This window comes from Lacticaseibacillus salsurae (assembly GCF_045862175.1).
Lineage (GTDB): Bacteria > Bacillota > Bacilli > Lactobacillales > Lactobacillaceae > Lacticaseibacillus > Lacticaseibacillus salsurae.
The window spans coordinates 1-19,281 of sequence record NZ_BAAFZI010000013.1 but is presented as its reverse complement, the minus strand read 5'-3'; the positions used below and the strand labels follow the sequence as shown (position 1 = coordinate 19,281).

General features: G+C 50.1%; 19 protein-coding genes. 3 read left to right on the top strand and 16 right to left on the bottom strand.

The features are described 5' to 3' along the window. Positions 1-35: 35 nt before the first annotated feature. Both spx and ACKTSG_RS05930 read right to left on the bottom strand, forming a co-directional pair. Positions 36-437: a transcriptional regulator Spx gene (gene spx / locus ACKTSG_RS05935; protein WP_407892905.1), complete on the bottom strand. Its 402-nt coding sequence runs from the start codon at positions 435-437 to the stop codon at positions 36-38. A 239-nt stretch (positions 438-676) separates the two neighbouring features. Further along, positions 677-1,414, bottom strand: coding sequence for an MBL fold metallo-hydrolase (locus ACKTSG_RS05930; protein ID WP_407892903.1), 738 nt, complete (start codon positions 1,412-1,414; stop codon positions 677-679). Between the two features lie 125 nt (positions 1,415-1,539). On the opposite strand from ACKTSG_RS05930, the gene ACKTSG_RS05925 reads away from it, so the two are divergent. Beyond that, positions 1,540-2,088, top strand: a complete 549-nt coding sequence (locus ACKTSG_RS05925; protein ID WP_407892901.1) for an antibiotic biosynthesis monooxygenase — start codon at positions 1,540-1,542, stop codon at positions 2,086-2,088. A 78-nt stretch (positions 2,089-2,166) separates the two neighbouring features. Here ACKTSG_RS05925 and ACKTSG_RS05920 read toward each other — a convergent pair whose 3' ends face one another. Further along, positions 2,167-4,185 (bottom strand): FtsX-like permease family protein, encoded by a 2,019-nt coding sequence (locus ACKTSG_RS05920; RefSeq protein ID WP_407892899.1) that lies wholly within the window; start codon positions 4,183-4,185, stop codon positions 2,167-2,169. Beyond that, positions 4,163-4,939, bottom strand: a complete 777-nt coding sequence (locus ACKTSG_RS05915; protein ID WP_407892898.1) for an ABC transporter ATP-binding protein — start codon at positions 4,937-4,939, stop codon at positions 4,163-4,165. Before ACKTSG_RS05915 ends, ACKTSG_RS05920 begins: the two co-directional genes overlap by 23 nt. 96 nt (positions 4,940-5,035) lie before the next feature. On the opposite strand from ACKTSG_RS05915, the gene ACKTSG_RS05910 reads away from it, so the two are divergent. Together ACKTSG_RS05910 and ACKTSG_RS05905 are read left to right on the top strand one after the other, a co-directional pair. Continuing rightward, positions 5,036-5,710: a response regulator transcription factor gene (locus tag ACKTSG_RS05910; protein WP_407892896.1), complete on the top strand. Its 675-nt coding sequence runs from the start codon at positions 5,036-5,038 to the stop codon at positions 5,708-5,710. A 9-nt stretch (positions 5,711-5,719) separates the two neighbouring features. Continuing rightward, positions 5,720-6,781, top strand: coding sequence for a sensor histidine kinase (locus ACKTSG_RS05905; protein ID WP_407892894.1), 1,062 nt, complete (start codon positions 5,720-5,722; stop codon positions 6,779-6,781). A gap of 58 nt (positions 6,782-6,839) precedes the next feature. On the opposite strand, the gene nrdG is transcribed toward ACKTSG_RS05905, so the two are convergent. The 12 genes from nrdG to purE all read right to left on the bottom strand — a co-directional run bounded on the left by nrdG (position 6,840) and on the right by purE (position 18,791). Then, positions 6,840-7,442, bottom strand: coding sequence for an anaerobic ribonucleoside-triphosphate reductase activating protein (nrdG, locus tag ACKTSG_RS05900; RefSeq protein WP_407892978.1), 603 nt, complete (start codon positions 7,440-7,442; stop codon positions 6,840-6,842). 106 nt (positions 7,443-7,548) lie between these two features. Then, entirely contained in the window at positions 7,549-8,790 is a 1,242-nt protein-coding gene (purD, locus tag ACKTSG_RS05895; RefSeq protein ID WP_407892892.1) for a phosphoribosylamine--glycine ligase, read from the bottom strand. Between the two features lie 13 nt (positions 8,791-8,803). Next, positions 8,804-10,327, bottom strand: a complete 1,524-nt coding sequence (gene purH / locus ACKTSG_RS05890; RefSeq protein ID WP_407892890.1) for a bifunctional phosphoribosylaminoimidazolecarboxamide formyltransferase/IMP cyclohydrolase — start codon at positions 10,325-10,327, stop codon at positions 8,804-8,806. Positions 10,328-10,340: 13 nt separating this feature from the next. Continuing rightward, a complete protein-coding gene (purN, locus tag ACKTSG_RS05885; protein ID WP_407892888.1) occupies positions 10,341-10,895 on the bottom strand; it encodes a phosphoribosylglycinamide formyltransferase in 555 nt (184 codons plus the stop codon). Between the two features lie 2 nt (positions 10,896-10,897). Continuing rightward, complete coding sequence (gene purM / locus ACKTSG_RS05880) at positions 10,898-11,899, bottom strand: phosphoribosylformylglycinamidine cyclo-ligase (RefSeq protein ID WP_407892886.1); 1,002 nt, start codon at positions 11,897-11,899, stop codon at positions 10,898-10,900. Further along, a complete protein-coding gene (gene purF, locus ACKTSG_RS05875) occupies positions 11,896-13,350 on the bottom strand; it encodes an amidophosphoribosyltransferase (RefSeq protein WP_407892884.1) in 1,455 nt (484 codons plus the stop codon). The genes purM and purF overlap by 4 nt, the downstream gene beginning before the upstream one ends. Next, entirely contained in the window at positions 13,335-15,542 is a 2,208-nt protein-coding gene (gene purL / locus ACKTSG_RS05870; RefSeq protein ID WP_407892882.1) for a phosphoribosylformylglycinamidine synthase subunit PurL, read from the bottom strand. Before purL ends, purF begins: the two co-directional genes overlap by 16 nt. Then, positions 15,529-16,212, bottom strand: coding sequence for a phosphoribosylformylglycinamidine synthase subunit PurQ (gene purQ, locus ACKTSG_RS05865; protein WP_407892880.1), 684 nt, complete (start codon positions 16,210-16,212; stop codon positions 15,529-15,531). The genes purL and purQ overlap by 14 nt, the downstream gene beginning before the upstream one ends. Position 16,213: 1 nt before the next feature. After that, the gene (purS, locus tag ACKTSG_RS05860) at positions 16,214-16,459 is read right to left on the bottom strand and encodes a phosphoribosylformylglycinamidine synthase subunit PurS (RefSeq protein WP_407892878.1); all 246 of its coding nucleotides are present in this window, start codon (positions 16,457-16,459) and stop codon (positions 16,214-16,216) included. Between the two features lie 25 nt (positions 16,460-16,484). Continuing rightward, on the bottom strand, positions 16,485-17,198 hold the full coding sequence (gene purC / locus ACKTSG_RS05855; RefSeq protein ID WP_407892876.1) for a phosphoribosylaminoimidazolesuccinocarboxamide synthase: 714 nt from the start codon (positions 17,196-17,198) through the stop codon (positions 16,485-16,487). Next, entirely contained in the window at positions 17,198-18,310 is a 1,113-nt protein-coding gene (purK, locus tag ACKTSG_RS05850) for a 5-(carboxyamino)imidazole ribonucleotide synthase (RefSeq protein ID WP_407892874.1), read from the bottom strand. The genes purC and purK overlap by 1 nt, the downstream gene beginning before the upstream one ends. Next, complete coding sequence (gene purE / locus ACKTSG_RS05845; RefSeq protein ID WP_407892976.1) at positions 18,303-18,791, bottom strand: 5-(carboxyamino)imidazole ribonucleotide mutase; 489 nt, start codon at positions 18,789-18,791, stop codon at positions 18,303-18,305. The genes purK and purE overlap by 8 nt, the downstream gene beginning before the upstream one ends. Positions 18,792-19,281 lie beyond the last annotated feature (490 nt).

Sequence of the window (19,281 nt, the reverse complement as noted above, 5' to 3'; positions counted from 1 at the left end):
GGCGTCTCAACCGCTGAAAAGTGACTTTGCCATGCTTAAAACCCGGCCAACAGCTGGGCTTGTTGCAAGGCCATTGCCCGCACATCCCGAGGCAAAAAACGCCGGATCTCATCAGGATGAAAGCCGATTTGTACCCGCCGTTCATCCACAATGATCGGCCGCCGCAACAAATGCGGGTCATGCAAAATCAAGTTGATCATTTGCGCAGTGGTCAAGTCATCTGGGGTGACCCCTAAGCGCAAATACGCTTTTGAGCGAACGGAAACAATATCGTCAAAGCCGCGTTCTGACAACACCAATAAATGTTGGATCTCTTCGCGTGTGATCTTGTCGGTATCCAAGTTGCGTTCGATAAACGGGATATGATTGTCTTCCAACCAGACGCGGGCTTTGCGACTCGAGCTGCAACCAGTTGATGTATATAAGGTGACCGCCATAAGTATCACTCCTTTTTGATTGAATGCGGTTTCTATATATTTAATTATATGCGTAGTGATATCGAAAAAACAATCATTTTCGAAAACTTTTCATTCATAAAAATGAACTAATGTAAAAATAATGTAACTGTGTATTTTTGCACATGTATACTAGATGTTGTGCGACTGCGCGTAAAATAACTAAAAATACGCCGGCCATTTTTCAGCCGACGTATGATTAGAAATATATTTTATATCTATTAGATATTGAAAACGGACTGTTCCGAGGCCAAGGTGACTGGACGCGCCCCGGCAGTCGCTTGCGCTTGTTGTTTTAATAAATTAAGTGATAATTCTTGTGGCAAATGGGTCAACACCAACTGTTTGACGTTGGCGGCTTGCGCCAGTTCCCCAGCTTGTGGCGCCGTTAAATGCCAACGCGGTGCCGGTTTATCAGCCAAGAAATTCGTATCGGCCAACAACACATCGGCATCTTGGGCAAATGGTGCCAACCCGGCAAAAGCGCGCGTATCTGCGGTATTGACTAAGACCTTGCCCGTGGCTTTTTCAAGAATGCGCACCGCAAAGGCAGGAACCGGATGTTCGGTTTCCAAAAACGTCAAGGTGAATGGCCCCAGATCTAGCGTCGTATCTTGCGTGTAGCCAAAGCCTTTGGTGAAATCGCCAAACGTCAACGCTGCAAAATTCAACGGATCTTTGGTGTGGCCGTAGACTGGTAGTGGCAAATGTTTTTTTTGACCTGAGTGCAACTGGTAGTAATACTGCAACACGCCAAAGTCAGCCATGTGATCATGATGATAATGCGTCAACAAGACGGCATCCAATAAATTGGGATCCAGCACTTGTTGCAATGCCAACAACGCGCCACTGCCGACATCCATCAATAAGTTAAAGTCCCCGCTTTGCACCAAATACGCACTGGTGCCGACGCCGTGATCAGGGTAGCCACCATAATATCCTAGGATCGTCAGTTTCATTATCTTCATCCTTTCATGATATTTTCAGCATACAACATCCTGCTAAACTTGACCAATATTAAAAAATTGTAAGAACCCAAGCGTTACCGTCTTGTAAACGCTATAATAGAACTGGAGGTGGTAAAATGACTGATCGGGTACAAATCGTTTTAGGGACTAAGCGTTTTCTCAAAACCTTTTTTAATTCAGAACAAACGCCATTATTATTGATGAAACCACTAGCTAAAGGGCAAAATTACGGCTTATTGGATGTGCATGGCCAAGTCCGATTTGCTGCGCCAATGGTGTATGACCCTTTGGCCATGGGTGGCGACATCCAAGATCAAGGCTTTATTCAACTGGCTTATTTTCGCTTGACTGATGATGAAGCCCCAGTGTTCATCGACCAATTCAAAGCTTTGTTAAAACAACGTGAGCAATTACAAGGCAACTTGGCTTTAGGTTTGCTGGTCAAAAAAGCCAAAGAGCGCGACTATTTGGTGATCAGCCAATGGGAGCGCACGTTGGACGTGTTTGCCTCAAAATCTACCCCTTTGTGGCAACCTGTCAACAAATTCGCCGAACGCGCCGCTAAAGGCTTAGGCTATCATGATGCCAACTATCAAGTGATCTCACCAAATGCCCCAGATACTGATGACGAACAAGCTCAAGCCGCAACTTCTGCGACGAACTAACCGCTGCCACCACATACTCGGCGCAAAAAAACCTCAAACCAAGCAACCCGATCGGATCGCTTGGCTTGAGGTTTTTTGTTACATGCGATTCAAACGCATCGCCGTCACTGACGCAAACCCGATATACACCAACGCATACGCGCCAAAGGCAATTGCCACTGACGAACTTGGCGACCCGTCTAATACCAGTTGCAACAAGCGGATCCCCAGCAGCGCATTAAAGCTGCCGACGCCTAAAGGCAAGCCAAACACCGCCACCACTTGCCAGCGTTGTAGCGCCGCTAAGTCTTCTGCCGGCATGCCTAACCGGCGAAGCGTGGTTTTGGCTTGTTGAGTGCTGCGTGCCGAAACCAATTGCTTCAATAATAGGATGCTGGCAGTGGCGACCATAAATACCACCCCTAACAGCGTCATGATAAACAACAAAAAGCCAAACACGACACGCATTTCATGTAACGCTGGCCGCCGCAAGCTGATCGCATCCCGCGCCAAAGTGGCATGCGCTGACGCTTTGACTACGCGCACTGGCTGTTGACCAGTTTGTGTGGCCTGATCCAAGCTGACATAGTCATGGCGATCGTTTTTCACCAAAGCCGATTCAATGCGGCGACGCGCCGATTTTTTCAACTGAATGCCGATCAACGTGTCCACCGGTGCCTTTAAGCGCGCATAAGTGGCATCGCTGACCACCAACGCGCGATCAAAATACCCAGCTGCGCCTAACGGAAACTGGTTGGTGATGCGCTTTAAGGTCAGTTGTTGATGCGTGGGCATCAACGTGACTAAGCGGCCCGCATTGTTCCAGCCGCCGATGCCTTTGGCTTGATAATAAGCTTGGCCGATCATGATCATCACTGTTTGGTTTGCGGTCAAAGAAATCGCTGGCAATTTAGGTTGATGTAAGCGCAGATTTTGATAATCACTTTGGGCGATCACTTGATAAATCGAATGCTCTGGTTTATCAGCATTGTTGCGCATGCGCAGTTTGGCTTGCCCAGCCACTAATTTAGTCGGCAACTGCCAAGTGTGCTTAACGGCTTGAGCAGACACGTGTTGTTGCACCACAGCTTGGCCTGTTTGGGTGGTCAAAATCGATTGCGAAACTTGTTGCACGACCATGGCTTGGCCGAATTGATATAACATCGCGGCACTTCCCAGCATCACCAACGTCACGGTGGTCAGCCAAGTGGTCAACCACAGCGACTGGGTATTCATGCGTAAACGTTTGTACATGGTCACTAGCCACAAATAATGTTTGGCCGGCATCTGCGGGCGGCGGTGTAAATGGATCACGATCAAGCTCGGCAACAAGCATGCATAGATCAAATAAACCCCGATCAACTCGGCGAAGATCAACCCCAATGCCAAAGCAGACAAGCCCATCGTGCTTCCAAACCAAGCCACAAAGCGACTGGTCCAAATAAATAACCCGCCTAACACCCAAGTGGCCCACCCTAACAACACCAAGCCAATGAGCGCACCGATCACCATAGGCGCCGTCAGCGGCTGGACTACGGCTTGTTGGGCTAAAGGTCGGCTTTTGGTGGTCAACTCTCGTCCACTGGCGCTGATCGCCCGCAAGCCGCCGAGTCCCAACAATAAGACCAATACCATGCCGGCGACTTCACCAATGGCCACTGGGCTGAACAATAAGCCGACGGGTTGGTGACTATCCACCAACCGCACCAACGCCATGGCCAACAATTTGGAGATCACGATCCCGCCAAGCAAGCCGCCGCCTAAACCGGCGCTACCTGAGATCAGCGTTTCTAACACCAACGCGCCATTTAAGCGCCACTGTGGCATCCCCAAGCGCCGATAAAGTTGAAACTCACCTTCGCGCCTAGCCGTGAGCAACCCGTTGAGATACACCATAAACATCACCGAAAAAAGCATCATCGCCACTAACACGATCACTAACGCCCCAGGAAAAAAGCTGGTGACGTCACTGCCTTTGCCGATGGTGTGCAACAAGTCATGCGCTTCGATCAACGCCGCCACGGCATACATCACGGCCACCAATAGCCCTAACACCACCGCAAAGATCTGGTGCATCCCCCGATGCCGGTGCAGATCAGTTTTGGTTTGAGTCCACATGCTGCCGCCGCCCTCCAGAAATCGATGCTTGCATATCAATGATCTTGTTAAAGAAATCTTGGCGACTGCCATGCCGTGTGACTTCTGCAAAATACGCCCCATCACGAATGAAAATGATCCGATTGCAAAAACTGGCCGTAAACGCATCATGCGTCACCATTAAGATCGTGGTATCAGCTTCCAAGTTGATCTTAGCCAAATAACGCAACAATTCCGTTGCCGCCAGCGAATCCAAACTACCAGTCGGCTCATCGGCTAACACCAAGCGCGGATGGGTGATGATCGCTCTAGCTGCGGCTACCCGCTGGCGCTGACCTAAACTCAACTGTGCCGGGTAGCGCTGCATCAATGGCAGCAAACCCAATAATTGTCCGACATTTTGCAAGCGCTGATCTAAGTCTTTTGGCACCGGCGGCACAAAGGTCAAAGGCAACGTGATATTAGCAGAAACCGGCAGATCATCCAACAAATCAAAATCTTGGAAAATAAAGCCTAACTGCTCGCGGCGAAAATCTGCACTTTGCGTTTTGGACATGGTGGTGAGATCTGTTTTTTGGATCCAAACCCCGCCTGCAGTCGGCGTGTCCATGGTGGCTAAAATATTCAACAAAGTGGATTTACCTGCCCCACTTGGCCCCATGATCCCAACAAATTCCCCAGCGTCGACGCCAAAACTCAAATCATTCAGCGCCGTCACGCGGTTAAAGCGATGCCCATAAATTTTTGTCAAATGATCGACTTTGACCATCCGCATGTCAGCCACCTCCCATACCCTTTCATCATACCAAACTTGTTTGCCAGTTGGCATCTGGTACAATCAACTTAAAGCATTTAGCTGGTGGAGGTAGTTATGTTTAAGATCATGATCGTCGAAGATGACCAAACCATTGCCACATTGATTGCCCAAGCACTGCGCAAATGGCAACTTAGCGCCGTCAAAGTGACAGATTTTGCGCAAGTTTATGAACAATTCGTCGCCGAACAGCCCCATTTGGTATTGCTAGATATCAACTTGCCAGTTTACGACGGGTATCATTGGGTCCAACAGATCCGCGCCCATTCGCAAGTGCCGGTGATCTTTATTTCCAGTCGCAACACCAACATGGATATGGTGATGGCGATGAACTTAGGCGCCGATGATTTTGTCAACAAGCCATTTGCCATGGAAGTGCTGATCGCCAAGATCAACGCCTTATTGCGCCGGACTTATAATTATACGGATGGGCAAAGTCAAAGCTTGTCGCATCACGGCTTGACTTTAGACATTGAAAACGGCGCCGCGATCGTCAACGACACCACCATCAACTTATCTAAAAATGAATACAAGCTGCTTCAGATCTTGTTGCGCGCACATGGTCATGTGGTATCGCGCGAACATTTACTCAAAGCCTTGTGGCAAGATGCGCGGTTTGTTGATGACAACACCTTGACCGTTAATATCAACCGCCTGCGCAAAAAAATCACGGATGCTGGCTTGCCGGATTACATTCAAACACGCGTTGGCAGTGGCTATATCATCAATTAAGAGGCAAAGATGCGATTAAGAGATTATTTAGTGGACCACCGCTTGCACTTGGTGGCATATGCATTGGGGTTGTTGCTGTTGTGCGGTGGGTTATGGTTGGACCCCAGACACTTGGTACATGTGGATACATTAGGCTACATTGCGCTACTGGTCACATTATTTTTTGCCGGTTGCTTGTGGTTGGACTACAAACGCAACCAACGTTGGTTAAAGCTTTGGCAAGCGCGCTTGAGCGCTGGCGCTGAAGCGTTAGATTGGCCGCTTGAAGAATCAGGTACGCGCGCGCAAGTGGTGATCGCCAAAGCCTTAAATCAGCTGCTGCAAGCCCATCGCCACAGCTTATCGCAAGTGATCGCCACGCAACGCGACCAACAAGCTTTCATCGATTCATGGGTGCATGAGATCAAAGTCCCGCTTGCCGCCAGCAACTTGCTGGTGGACAGTTTGGAAGATGACGCCCCAGAAGACGCGTTATCGCAGTTGAGTTTACAGCTCGATCGCATGGATCATTACGTCGAACAAGTGATGTATTATTCGCGCTTGGATTCTTTTTCCAAAGACTACTTATTGAACGATTATTCCCTCACTCAAGTCGTCAATGAGGTGGCAGTAGATAATCGCAACGCGTTTATCGATGGTCATTTGCAGTTTGAATCGCCAAACAGCGATGCGGTGGTGACCACTGATGCCAAATGGCTACGCTTTATTTTGATGCAACTGTTTTCCAACGCGTTGAAATACACCCCAGCTGGCGGCAAGATCACCGCGACCATCGCCCAAAGCCCAGATGAGGTGACCTTGACCATTGCCGATACTGGCATCGGCATTGCTGAAGACGAGTGCCATCGCGTTTTTGAAAAAGGCTTCACTGGCACCAATGGCCGCAACGCCGAGTCAAAATCCACCGGCTTGGGTTTATACTTAGCCGATCAGCTCACCCAAAAGTTAGGGCATCATTTATCGATCACCTCCAAACCCCAAGTGGGCACCGCCGTCACCATTCACTTCCCACATTTACAATATTATGGCCAAAATGCCAGCCAGCTAACTGATCAGCCGCTATCGCGCTGATCCGCCCACGCAAAAGGCCCCATCCAAGCGGATGGGGCCTGCTTTTGTGATGAGGCGCTTAACGCACCAGCTTCGACCAGATCTTCACTTCACCAGCTGCTAAACTCGCCGGCACGTCAATGATCCGTTGGTTGGCGCTACCGCGAAATTGCAACGTGAGATCTTTTTGCGCTTCTAAAAAGCGCCCGTCAACTAAAACATCGATCATGCCCAACAATTCCAACTTGTCGTCAGAATCTGCCATTAACTCATCCCATTTGTAGCCAGTCCAACTCCACACATCTTTGTCGTGGCCAAATTCTTGCCGAATGCGCTTGACCAACTTCAAGCAAACTTGGGTGTTTAAAAAAGGTTCCCCACCAAGCAACGTCAACCCTTGGACATACGACTGGCTGAGATCGTCAATGATCTGATCTTCCAGTGCTTGGGTGTACGGGTGACCATAATGGAAGTTTTGTGCCACTTTGTTGTAACATCCTGGGCAATTGAATTTACACCCTGAGACATACAAACTACACCGCACCCCTTCGCCATCCACGAAATTAAACGGTTTGTAATCTGCCACATACCCTAAAGACAGATCTTTTGCTAACCATTCTTTAGGATAAGGATCGTTAGGCAACTTCACTGCTTGTTGTAAACTTTGACCATCCAAATGCATTTTTGACACGACTTTCACTCCATTCACGTATGCGCTTATCATACCATAAATGGGCCAGATATGGGAAAATAAAACCAGCTACTACAAGATGTAGTAGCTGGCTTGATCATTGACCCAAGGCATGGAAACCGATATCCTGCCGATCAGCCAAAGCCCCTAGTAGCGGCTTTAAGCGCGCGTAAGCTTGTTTTTGTGCCGCGGCGAGGTCAGCACCGCTGCCGACCACTGTGAAGATCCGCCCGCCTGTTGATTCCAAGCCATTGGTGCCTTGACGCACCCCAGCTGGATACCAATACTGGCGTTGCGTGGCATCTGGCACGATCAACGGCAGGTGTTGACTGGTGTCAGTTGGGTAACCCGGATTGGCTGCCACCACCCCACAATACGTTTGGCCGTCTAATTGCAGTTGATCGGCTTGGTCATGCATCAAGTCGCTGACTAATTGGTAAAAATCATTTTGCACTTGCGGCAACAACACTTGAGTTTCCGGATCGCCGAAGCGCAAGTTGTATTCCAAGATCTTTGGGCCGGCTTTGGTAAACATCAAGCCGATATATAACACGCCATTGCCATATAAGCCATCCACGACCATCGCGGCGAGCGTTTGATCGATCAACGCTTGCGCTTGGGCTTGTTGGCTTGCAGAAAACTGCGGCGCTGGGCTGATGGCCCCCATGCCCCCAGTATTTGGGCCAAGATCACCGTCAAAGCGGCGTTTGTGATCTTGAGCTAGCGGAAACGACACATGCGTCATCCCATTGAACAAAGCCAACACTGACGCTTCTTGACCAGTCAAATATTCTTCGATCACCACTGAGGCTTGCGGATGACCCGTGTACAAATTGGTGATCGCTTGTTTGGCGGCATCAACGGTTTGCGCCACGGTCACACCTTTGCCAGCTGCCAAACCGTCAGCTTTGATCACGATCGGTGCGCCATATTTGGCCAATACCGCTAGTGCTTCTGCTTGGCTGTTGACCACTTGCGCTTGCGCAGTTGGCAAATGGTGGCGTTGCATGAACGCTTTGGCAAATTGTTTGCTCGATTCCAATTGGGCGAGTTTTTGCGTTGGTCCAAAAATCGGCAAGTCTGCTTTTTGAAACGCATCCACGATGCCTGCTGCCAAGGGGGCTTCGGGACCAACAAAAGTCAGCGCCACATGGGTTTTGGCAAATTGGATCAAATTGGAAAAATCAGCTTCGCCTAAGGGCAACACCGTCAACCCAAGTAGCGCCATGGCGGCATTACCAGGGGCCACATAAACTTGTTCAACGGCTTGTGACTTTAAAAATGCTTGGCCCAACGCACTTTCTCTTGCGCCATTGCCGATCACCAATACATTGACCATATTTGCCTCCTTATTAATGCCGGAAATGCCGCACGCCGGTAGTGACCATGGTGATGCCATATTTGTCGGCCATGGCGATCGAATCTTTGTCGCGAATCGAGCCGCCTGGTTGAATGATCGCCCGAATGCCGTGCTTGGCGGCATAATCGACACAGTCATCCATTGGGAAAAAGGCGTCAGAAGCCATCACGGCACCAGCAAATTCAGGGTTTTCTTGGGCTTGCTTCAAAGCAATCTCAACGGAGCCGATCCGATTCATTTGCCCAGCGCCAATGCCTAAGGTTTGCCCATCTTTGGCGATGACGATCGCGTTGGATTTCACATGCTTGACCACTTGTTGGGCAAATAACAAAGCGTCGATTTGCGCTTGAGTTGGTTGCACTTGCGTCACCACAGTCAAGTCGTCTGCCGTTTCCACCGCGTCGTCGCTAGTTTGCCGCAACAGCCCGCCGACTAAGGAAATCGATTCAATGTGTGGCACTTCAGTCGCTTTGGCTAATGGTACCGTCAAAATGCGCAAGTTCTTCTTTTTGGCTAACACGTCGTAAGCATCATCATCAAAACTTGGCGCCATGATGATCTCTAAGAACAACGCGTGCATTTTTTCAGCCGTGGCGAGATCCACATTGCGGTTCAAGGCAATGATCCCACCAAAAATGGACATCGAATCTGCGGCATACGCTTTGTCCCAAGCCCCTTCGATCGTATCTGCTTGGCCAATGCCGCAAGGGTTCATGTGCTTGACGGCGACCACGGTAGGCTTTTTGAATTCGTTGACCATGGTCAGCGCGGCGTCAGCGTCTTTAAAGTTGTTGTAAGACAATTCCTTGCCGTGCAACTGCTTGGCATTGGCCAAACTAGAAGCTGGCGCATCAGGCGCGGCATAAAAAGCGGCTTGTTGATGGGAATTTTCGCCGTAACGCAAAGCTTGGCGCTTGGTGTAAGTTGGGGTGAAAGTTTCTGGGAATGGTTCGGGATCTAAATAAGCGGCGATCTGCGCGTCATAAGCGGCAGTGGTGGCAAAGATCTTAGCTGCCAAACGCTTTCGCAAGTCTGCGTCGTCGGCATCGATGCCTGCTAACACGGCGTCATAATCAGCAGGATCTACCACAGCCCAAACCGAATCGCTGTTTTTAGCAGCGGCGCGCAGCGCAGAAGGCCCGCCGATATCGATTTGTTCAATGGCTTCAGCGCGGGTGACGCCGGATTTTTGAATGGTTTCTGCAAAAGGATACAAGTTCACACACACCACATCGACTGGGGTGATGTCATGGGCTTTTAACGCTTCCATATGCGCTGGCAAGTCGCGGCGCGCTAAAATGCCGGCATGGATCTTAGGATGTAAGGTCTTGACGCGACCATCTAACATTTCCGGAAAACCCGTCACCGCATCCACTGGCGTCACCGCTACACCGGCTTCTTCCAAGACCCGATGAGTGCCACCTGTGGACACCAATTCAAAGCCGCGGGCGATCAAGCCTTGGGCAAATTCAACCAATCCAGTTTTATCAGACACACTTAACAATGCACGTTTCACGCTATTCGCTCCTTTATTTGAGTAATGTGGCAACCGTTTGTGGCAAGAGGACATGTTCCACCGCATGGATCCGCGCTTCGAGTTGCGCAACTGTTTCGCCAGGCTTGATGCGCACCGGCTCTTGGGCAATGATCTGCCCAGAATCGATCCCAGCGTCGACATAATGCACCGTCACGCCAGTCACTTTCACCCCGTAATCATAGGCATCTTGGATCCCAGTGCGCCCAGGAAAACTCGGTAATAAGGCCGGATGCAAGTTGACGATGCGATCAGGATAAGCCGCGAGCAACGTTGGTCCAATAATGCGCATGTACCCTGCTAAGACAATTAAATCACAAGCTGGCAACTTGTCCAGTATGGCTTGTTCAGCTTCGGCTTTATTGGCATAATCGCGGAAATTGATCACCAGCGTTGGCACGCCGGCAACTTTGGCGCGCTGCAACACATAAGCATCCGCATGATCACACACCAACAAGGCAATGTTGACCTCATGTGAAGTTTGAAAATAATCTTGTAATGCTTGGAAGTTGGTGCCACTACCTGACGCAAAGACGATGATTTGTTTCATGGCTATCTCCATTCCACTGCGTCTTGCGTGCGTTCAACCACAGAACCGATGACTTTGCTGTGGGGATTTTGCGCTAACACAGTCGCGACGTCTTTAGGATCGACTGCTAAGACCATGCCGATCCCACAGTTGAACGTCCGGCGCATCGTGGCCAAACTCAAATCACCTGCTTGTTGCAAACGCGTGAACAATTCTGGCCATTGCCAAGCTTTGGCATCAAAAGCTGCCGCCAGCGTTTTGGGTAACATCCGCGGCACGTTGTCTTCAAATCCGCCGCCAGTGATATGCGCCGCGCCATGGATCAAGCCGGCTTGGATCAGCGGCAAAACGGTTTTGACATAAATGCGCGTCGGCGCCAATAACGCCGTGGTGATTTCAGTACCATCAGTCAACGGCATTGAGGCCAAGTTAGTTTCTGCCAGCAACCGGCGGACCAAAGAAAAGCCGTTGGAATGCACCCCAGAGCTAGGCAAGCCGATCAATTGATCGCCAGCTTTGACGCCTTGAGGCAATAATCTAGCTTGTGAAGCTAATCCCACAGCAAAGCCTGCCAGATCATAATGATGTTGCGGGTACATGCCAGGCATTTCCGCAGTTTCGCCACCGATCAACGCCATGCCCGCCATTTCACAGCCATAAGCGATGCCGCGAACAATGGTTTCGACTTGATCCACATCCAGTTGATCACAAGCCAGATAATCCAAGAAAAATAACGGCTTGGCGCCATCAGCCAACAAGTCATTGGCGACCATCGCCACCAAATCGATGCCGATGGTGTCATGTTGATCACATTGCAGTGCCAATAACAATTTCGTGCCGACGCCATCAGTGGCTGAAACCAAAGTCGGCTGATCGATCTCAGGCAAACGATACGCGGCGGCAAACCCGCCAAGATCGCCTAACACATTGGCATTTTGCGTGGCTTTGGCGACTGGCGCGATGCGATGCACCAATTCATTTCCGGCGTCGACATCGACACCAGCGCTTTTATAATCAAAACTCATGCTGAAACCTCCGCAATATTGATCTGGAGCTTGGATAACTCTTGATGCAAGGTTTTTTCATAATCATCGAGCTTGGTGGGATAAACACCAGTGAAATACGCCACACACAAGCCGCCATTCGGGGCGTCAGTTTGCAACCCCACAGCTTGTTCCAACCCGTCCACGGATAAAAAGGCCAACGAATCAGCACCAAGCAGATCACGCATTTCACAAATGCTGTGATTGGCGGCCATGAGTTCTCGCGTGGTTTGAATATCGATGCCATAAAAACATGGGAAGCGCAGTGGCGGGCTAGCGATGCGCAAATGCACTTCTTTGGCACCAGCGTCTTTGAGTAATTGCACCAGTTGAATGGCCGTGGTGCCACGCACCAGCGAATCATCCACTAAGACGATGCGCTTGCCGGCGACTACTGCTTTAACTGGCGACAACTTCATGCGCACGCTGCGTTCACGTAGCGCTTGGGTGGGTTGAATAAATGTCCGCGCGATATATTGGGACTTGATCAAACCCATTTCATAAGGGATCCCTGACGCGCGCGCATAACCCAAGGCTGCAGATAAGCTAGAATTAGGGACGCCGACAACGATGTCAGCATCCGCAGGTTGTTCTTGCGCCAAGCGCTCACCCATTTTCACCCGCGCTTCATGCACAGAAACGCCATGGATCTCTGAATCTGGGCGGGCAAAGTAAATATATTCCATTGAACAAACGGCCAATTGGGTATTTTCCGTGTACTGTTGCGCGTGTAATCCGGCATCATCGATCACGATCAACTGACCAGGCTGGACATCTTGGACAAATTCTGCGCCGACAGCGTTTAATGCCGCGGTTTCTGAACAGATCACAAACCCGCCGCTAGGAAGTTTGCCCACGACTAAGGGCCGAAAGCCATTCGGATCAACTGCCGCGTACAGCGCGTGTTCCGTTAAGATCTCAAAAGCAAACCCACCGTGGACTTGATTTAACGCCTCGATCATTTGCGCTTTGAAATCTCCAGCTTTTGACCGGCGGATCAAGTGCATCAACACTTCCGTATCAGAAGTCGATTGGAAGATCGCGCCGCTTTGTTCCAACTGATCGCGCAAACTCAACGCGTTGGTTAAATTGCCATTATGCGCCAGCGCCATGGATTCATGTGAAAAGCGAAACAATAATGGCTGGATATTTTCCAAAATGCGCCCGCCAGCGGTGGCATAACGCACATGCCCTAACGCCGCAGTGCCGGCTAAAGCACGAATCGATTCAGGATCGGCAAATACTTCTGACACCAACCCAAAGCCATAATGGCGATGCAAGCCGTGATCAGTCAACCCCACGATCCCCGCGCCTTCTTGGCCGCGATGTTGCAAGGTGTGCAACCCTAAATGCGTCAAGACATTAGCGTGAGGGTCGCCCCAAACGCCAAAGACTCCGCATTCTTCATTTAATGATTTTACTTCAGCGCACATGCTAAGGCCTCCGAGTAAATGGTGGTCAGTTGCGACATTTGAGTGTGAAGCTCGCCATCTGCCAATTTCAAATCAACTTTACCAGTCGACACCACGCCAAATTGTACCGCTTGGTCTTTGGCGATGGCTTCAAAGGCCGCTTGAGCTTCTGGACGAATCGTGAGTAAAAAGCGGCCTTGGGTCTCACTGAACAACTGAGTGGTGGTCAGATCAGTGTCCGCGATCAACCCCAAATTGCGCTTGGCGCCCATTTCCACGATCGCCGCGGCCAACCCGCCATCAGACAAATCATGGGCGGCGGTGACCAAATGCTTGCGGATCAACGTCAACACCAAGTCTTGCGTCGCTTTTTCAGCCTCAAGATCAAAGCCAGTCAACCGCCCGGCATAAGCGCCAGTTTGCAAGTATTGCAAGCTTGAGCCGTTATAATCATCACCGGTTTGGCCAACTAAATACACAATATCGCCGGCTTGCTTGAAGTCTACCGTGGTGATCGCCGTTAAGTCTTCGATCAACCCGACCATCCCGATCATTGGGGTCGGATGGATCCCGTGATGATCGGTTTCGTTGTATAAGCTGACGTTACCCGAGATCACTGGGGTGTTGAACTTTTTAGTTGCGGCCACAATGCCTTTGGCAGATTCTTGCAATTCATAATAAACTTCTGGCTTGGACGGATCACCATAATTCAAGCAATCGGTGATCCCTAAAGGTTCTGCACCAGTGGCGACTAAATTACGCGCCGCTTCAGCCACGGTGATGGCCCCGCCGATTTCCGGATCCAAGGCCAACAAGCGACCATTGGAATCTGCCGTCATCGCCAACGCCTTATGGGTGCCGCGCACCCGGATCACACCGGCATCCCCGCCTGGGGCGATCACGGTGTTGGTTTGCACTTGCGCGTCATAGCGGCGATACAACGAACGCTTTGAGGCAATGTTTGGCATCGCCAAAAGTTGCTTGTAAGTGGCTTCTAGGTCTTCGATCACAGGTTCAAAATCTGGTGCCGGGTGTTTTAAGCGATCAGGTTTTTGCGGCACTGTGGTGTAAGTCGGCACATCATCAGTCAATAAGCTGACTGGAATGTCGCAAACCACTTCGCCGTGATGCAACAAGCGATATTGATGTCCGGCTTCAACGCGGCCACAAACCACCGCGTCAAGGTCATAGCCTTTGAATAAGTCCAAGATCTCGTCTTCAAATCCGGCGCGGATACACAACAGCATCCGTTCTTGTGATTCGCTTAACATGATCTCAAAAGGCGTCATCCCAGGTTCGCGTTGTGGGATCAGATCCAAGTCCATGGTCATGCCAAAACCGGCTTTAGAGGCCATTTCTGCCGAACTTGACACCAATCCAGCCGCGCCCATATCTTGAATGCCGACTAAGGCGTCTTTGTGATCATGAGTCACTGCCAAGCACGCATCCGTGAGTAGCTTTTCCATGAACGGATCGCCCACTTGCACTGCCGAACGATCGGCATCTTCTGCATCCGAGAATTCTGCTGAAGCAAATGAGGCGCCGTTGATGCCATCACGGCCGGTTTTGGCGCCGACATAAATGATCGCGTTGCCCACGCCGGCAGCTTTGCCTTTTTGGATATCTTTTTCATCCATCACGCCGACAGTCATGGCGTTGACTAAGGGATTTTTTTGATAGCCTGGGTCAAATTGGACTTCCCCAGCAACCGTTGGGATCCCAATGGCATTGCCATATCCGCCGATGCCTGCCACCACTTGGTCGATCAAGTTCTTGTTGTGGGCATCAAATTCGTCACCAAAAGCCAGCGCGTCTAAGCTTGCCACTGGTTTGGCGCCGATAGAGAAAATGTCGCGAATGATCCCGCCGATCCCAGTGGCCGCCCCTTCATAAGGTTCAACGGCGCTAGGATGGTTATGCGATTCGGCTTTAAACACCACGGCTTTGCCTTCACCAATGCGGATCACGCCAGCACCTTCGCCAGGCCCCATCAACACGCGGTCGTTTTTGGTCCAAAAGGTTTTTAAAATCGGCTTGGAGTATTTATATGAGCAGTGTTCGCTCCACATGCCAGATTGCAGACCCATTTCGGTGTAGTTGGGCAAGCGCCCCAAGCGCTGGGCAAATAAGTTGTATTCTGCTTCCGTTAAGCCAAGTTGCAAATAAGGCTTTTGGTCACGGATCTGTTCTGGGGTGAGTTCAGTTTGCAACATGGGCAGCTCCTTTCGTCGCAGCGATCAACGAGGCAAAAACCCCTAACCCGTCAGTGCCACCAAGCAAAGCTTCAACAGCGCGCTCAGGATGTGGCATCATGCCTAAGACATTGCCGGCTTTATTGGTGAGCCCGGCGATATCATTCAGCGAGCCATTGGGATTGTTGGCGTAACGAAATACCACTTGATGGTTGGCTTCGATTTGCGCTAAGGTGTCAGCGTCGGCGTAGTAATTGCCTTCCCCATGAGCGATCGGCAAGCAGATCGCTTGGTTTTTGGTATATTGATTGGAAAAAGCAGTTTGCTCATTGACCACGATCAACGGTTCTGGCTCGCAAATGAATTCCAAACTGGTATTCCACTGCAATGCCCCTGGCAACAAGCCGGCTTCCGTTAAGATCTGAAATCCGTTGCAAATGCCTAAGACATACCCGCCGTTATCGGCAAAGGCTTTTAACGCTGGCATGATCGGGGCAAACTTGGCGATGGCACCGCTGCGCAAGTAATCCCCATAAGAAAACCCGCCTGGCACTAACACCACATCAAAGCCATCAAGCGATTCAGTTTTGGCTGACACCAACTCAGCGTCGGCACCGGCGATATCTTTGACTGCCCAAAGCAAGTCGTCATCACAATTAGAGCCAGGAAAAGTTAAAACCGCAGCTAACATGTTAAACCTCCTCAAGCGAGTAGCGATAAGCTTCCATGTTGACGTTGGCCAACATTTGATCACACAAGGCATCGATTTGTTGGTCAACCGCGTCACGATCACCTTCAAGCAGCACTTCAAAATACTTGCCGACGGTGATGTCTTTGACATTGGTTTGGCCTAAGCGACTCAAGGTGTTTTTGATCACTTCGGCTTTAGGATCAAGCACAGAAGGCTTGTAGTTGACATAGATCTTGGCTTTAAACATGATAGGGCTCCTTTCGATGGGGGGGTTATTTGCTGTCTTTTAGACGCTTCAAAACGCTGGCATATACTGGCGTGAGTGGGCCTTGGTCTTTGCGGAACACATCTTTATCCAAGGAATTGCCGCTGGCTTCATCCACTAAGCGCATGTTATCTGGCGATAATTCATCAGCTAACACGAAAGTCCCATCGCTTAAGCGGCCAAATTCCAATTTGAAGTCCACCAAATCGATCCCGATCTTGGCAAAGCGTTGCTTCAGATAGGCATTCACTTGATCAGACATGGTATGGATCTGGTCGATTGTCGCTTTATCGGCATACCCTAAGGCAATGGCTTGTTCATTGTTGATGAACGGATCGTCTAACGCGTCAGACTTGTAGAAGAATTCATGCACTGCTGGTACCAACGGCTTTAAGTGTTCGACTTTGAATTTACGTTCAAAACTCCCAGAAGCGAAGTTGCGCACCACCGCTTCCAAAGGGATCATGGTGCACTTTTTGACCAGCATGGTGGTATCATCTAAGGTTTTTAAGTAATGGGTGGCAAACCCTTGGGCATTCAGTTCTTCAAATAACAAACTGGAGATCTGCCGATTCAAGGTGCCTTTGCCGTCGATCTGCACTTTCTTCTTGCCGTTTAACGCAGTGGCTTGATCCATATATTCGACCCATAACACTTCGGGATCATCAGTGGCCCACATTTGTTTTGCTTTACCGGTATATAAGACTGTTGTTTTTTCCACTACTTGTCGCCCTCCAATTGCACTGCCTTTAATAGATCGTCGCCTTCACACACGGTGATGTGGCCCATTTTGCGGGCTGGACGGATCTGGGCTTTGCCATAATCATGAAAATGCCACTCAGGATGATCTGCCCAAGCCGCGCGGGCTTTGGTCAAGTCATCGCCTAACAAGTTGCGCATCACCGCTGGTTTTTCGAGTTTGATCGGCGCGATCGGCAAATTGCAAATGCTTAAGATGTGCGCGTCAAACTGCGAAAAGTTGCACGCTTCAATGCTGTAATGTCCTGAGTTATGCGGCCTTGGTGCCAATTCATTGACCACGATGCCTTCAGCGGTTTCAAACAATTCAATGCCTAACACCCCGCGTAAATGCAACGCTTGGGCAATGGTGGTGGCCAATTGATCGATTTGCGCTTGCAACGTGGCGCTAAGATGCGGCGCCGGTGCGATCGTGGTGTGCAAAATATGGTGGGCATGGCGATTTTCTACCACTGGAAACACCCGCACTTGGTCATTGCCATCTTGGGTGACCATCACCGATAATTCGCGACTAAAGGTTTTGCGTTGTTCCAAAATACATGGCGCTTTGGCTGCTAAGGCCTCGCCTTTTGGCAAGTCAGCGGGTGAATTCAAGTCTTGTTGACCATGGCCGTCATAGCCGCCAGTGGTGGTTTTTAAAATCGCCGGATACCCGACTGTTGCAACGGCTTGGGCTAAGCTTTGGGCATCAGGTACCGCAGCGAAGTTAGCGGTTGGAATGCCGTGCTCGCGCAAAAACGTTTTTTCGGTGATCCGCTGGCGCGTGATGCGCAATAATTCGGTGCCTTGAGGTAACGCCGCATATTGTTGGGCTTGAGTGAGCGCGTCTAAGTCGACATTTTCAAATTCATAAGTCAACACATCTGAGCGTTTGGCCAATTGCATCAACGCCGCGACATCTTCGTATTCGGCTTGGATCTGAAAATCAGCGACTTGACCGGCAGGCGCTTGCGGAGTGGGATCTAACACCCCGACGGTATAGCCCATTTGCTTGGCAGACTGGGCGAGCATGCGCCCAAGTTGACCGCCGCCGACGATGCCGATGGTGGCCGGTGGTAGCAGTGGCTTAGTCATTTAACAAAGCCTCGCTTTCTTCAGCTTTGGCGGTTTGGGCTTGTCGAAACGCTGCTAAGCGCTTGGTGACATCCGCATCACTGACACCTAAGATGCTGGCGGCAAACAGCGCGGCGTTCGTCGCGCCTGCGTCGCCGATGGCCATGGTGGCCACTGGCACGCCGCCGGGCATTTGGACGATGGAAAGCAATGAATCAACGCCATTTAATGTTCGGGTTTTGACTGGAACGCCAATCACCGGTACCGTGGTATTTGCCGCTAACATCCCTGGTAAATGGGCGGCGCCACCAGCCCCAGCAATGATCACCGAGACCCCTTGGCGACTGGCAGATTTGGCAAAACTAGCCAGCGCATCAGGCATGCGGTGCGCCGAGATCACGTGCTTTTCGTAAGGAATAGCCAACTCATCAAGCTGCTTGGCGGCCAACTTCATGGTTGGCCAATCAGAACTAGATCCCATCACGATCGCGACTTTCAAAATCGTCACCTGCTTTCATAAGTTAATTGTAGTCTAGCATGCCTTTTGGCCAAAAACAAGCTAATTGCGGACGAAATCACAACGAAATAATTATATCGTTCGTGTTTACGAACATTTGGTCAGGTATCAGGGGGTTGCCTGTCAGCAAAGCCACCAACAGTTCAAAATAATGGGTCTAAAATTTTTGGTGTTGAAGAGTACTTCAACGCTGGAAGTTTTAGGCCTTTTTAGATAACACAAAAACACCTACTCCCTCCAGTGTTATGCTTTAAGCGACCAAACCAAAAGATAAACGAGGTTGGAATAGATGTCTCAATTAGAGGGTACACGCAAATTGCTTGGAATTACAGATACAAATATTAATATCCCGCGTTTTACAATCAAGTTAGCCACTATCGTTAGCACTCAGACAAAATAAAAAACACCAAGTCGATACGACCTGTTATCATTAAAGTTCCTACACAATTAATGAAAGAGGTATCGTCTTGATGCA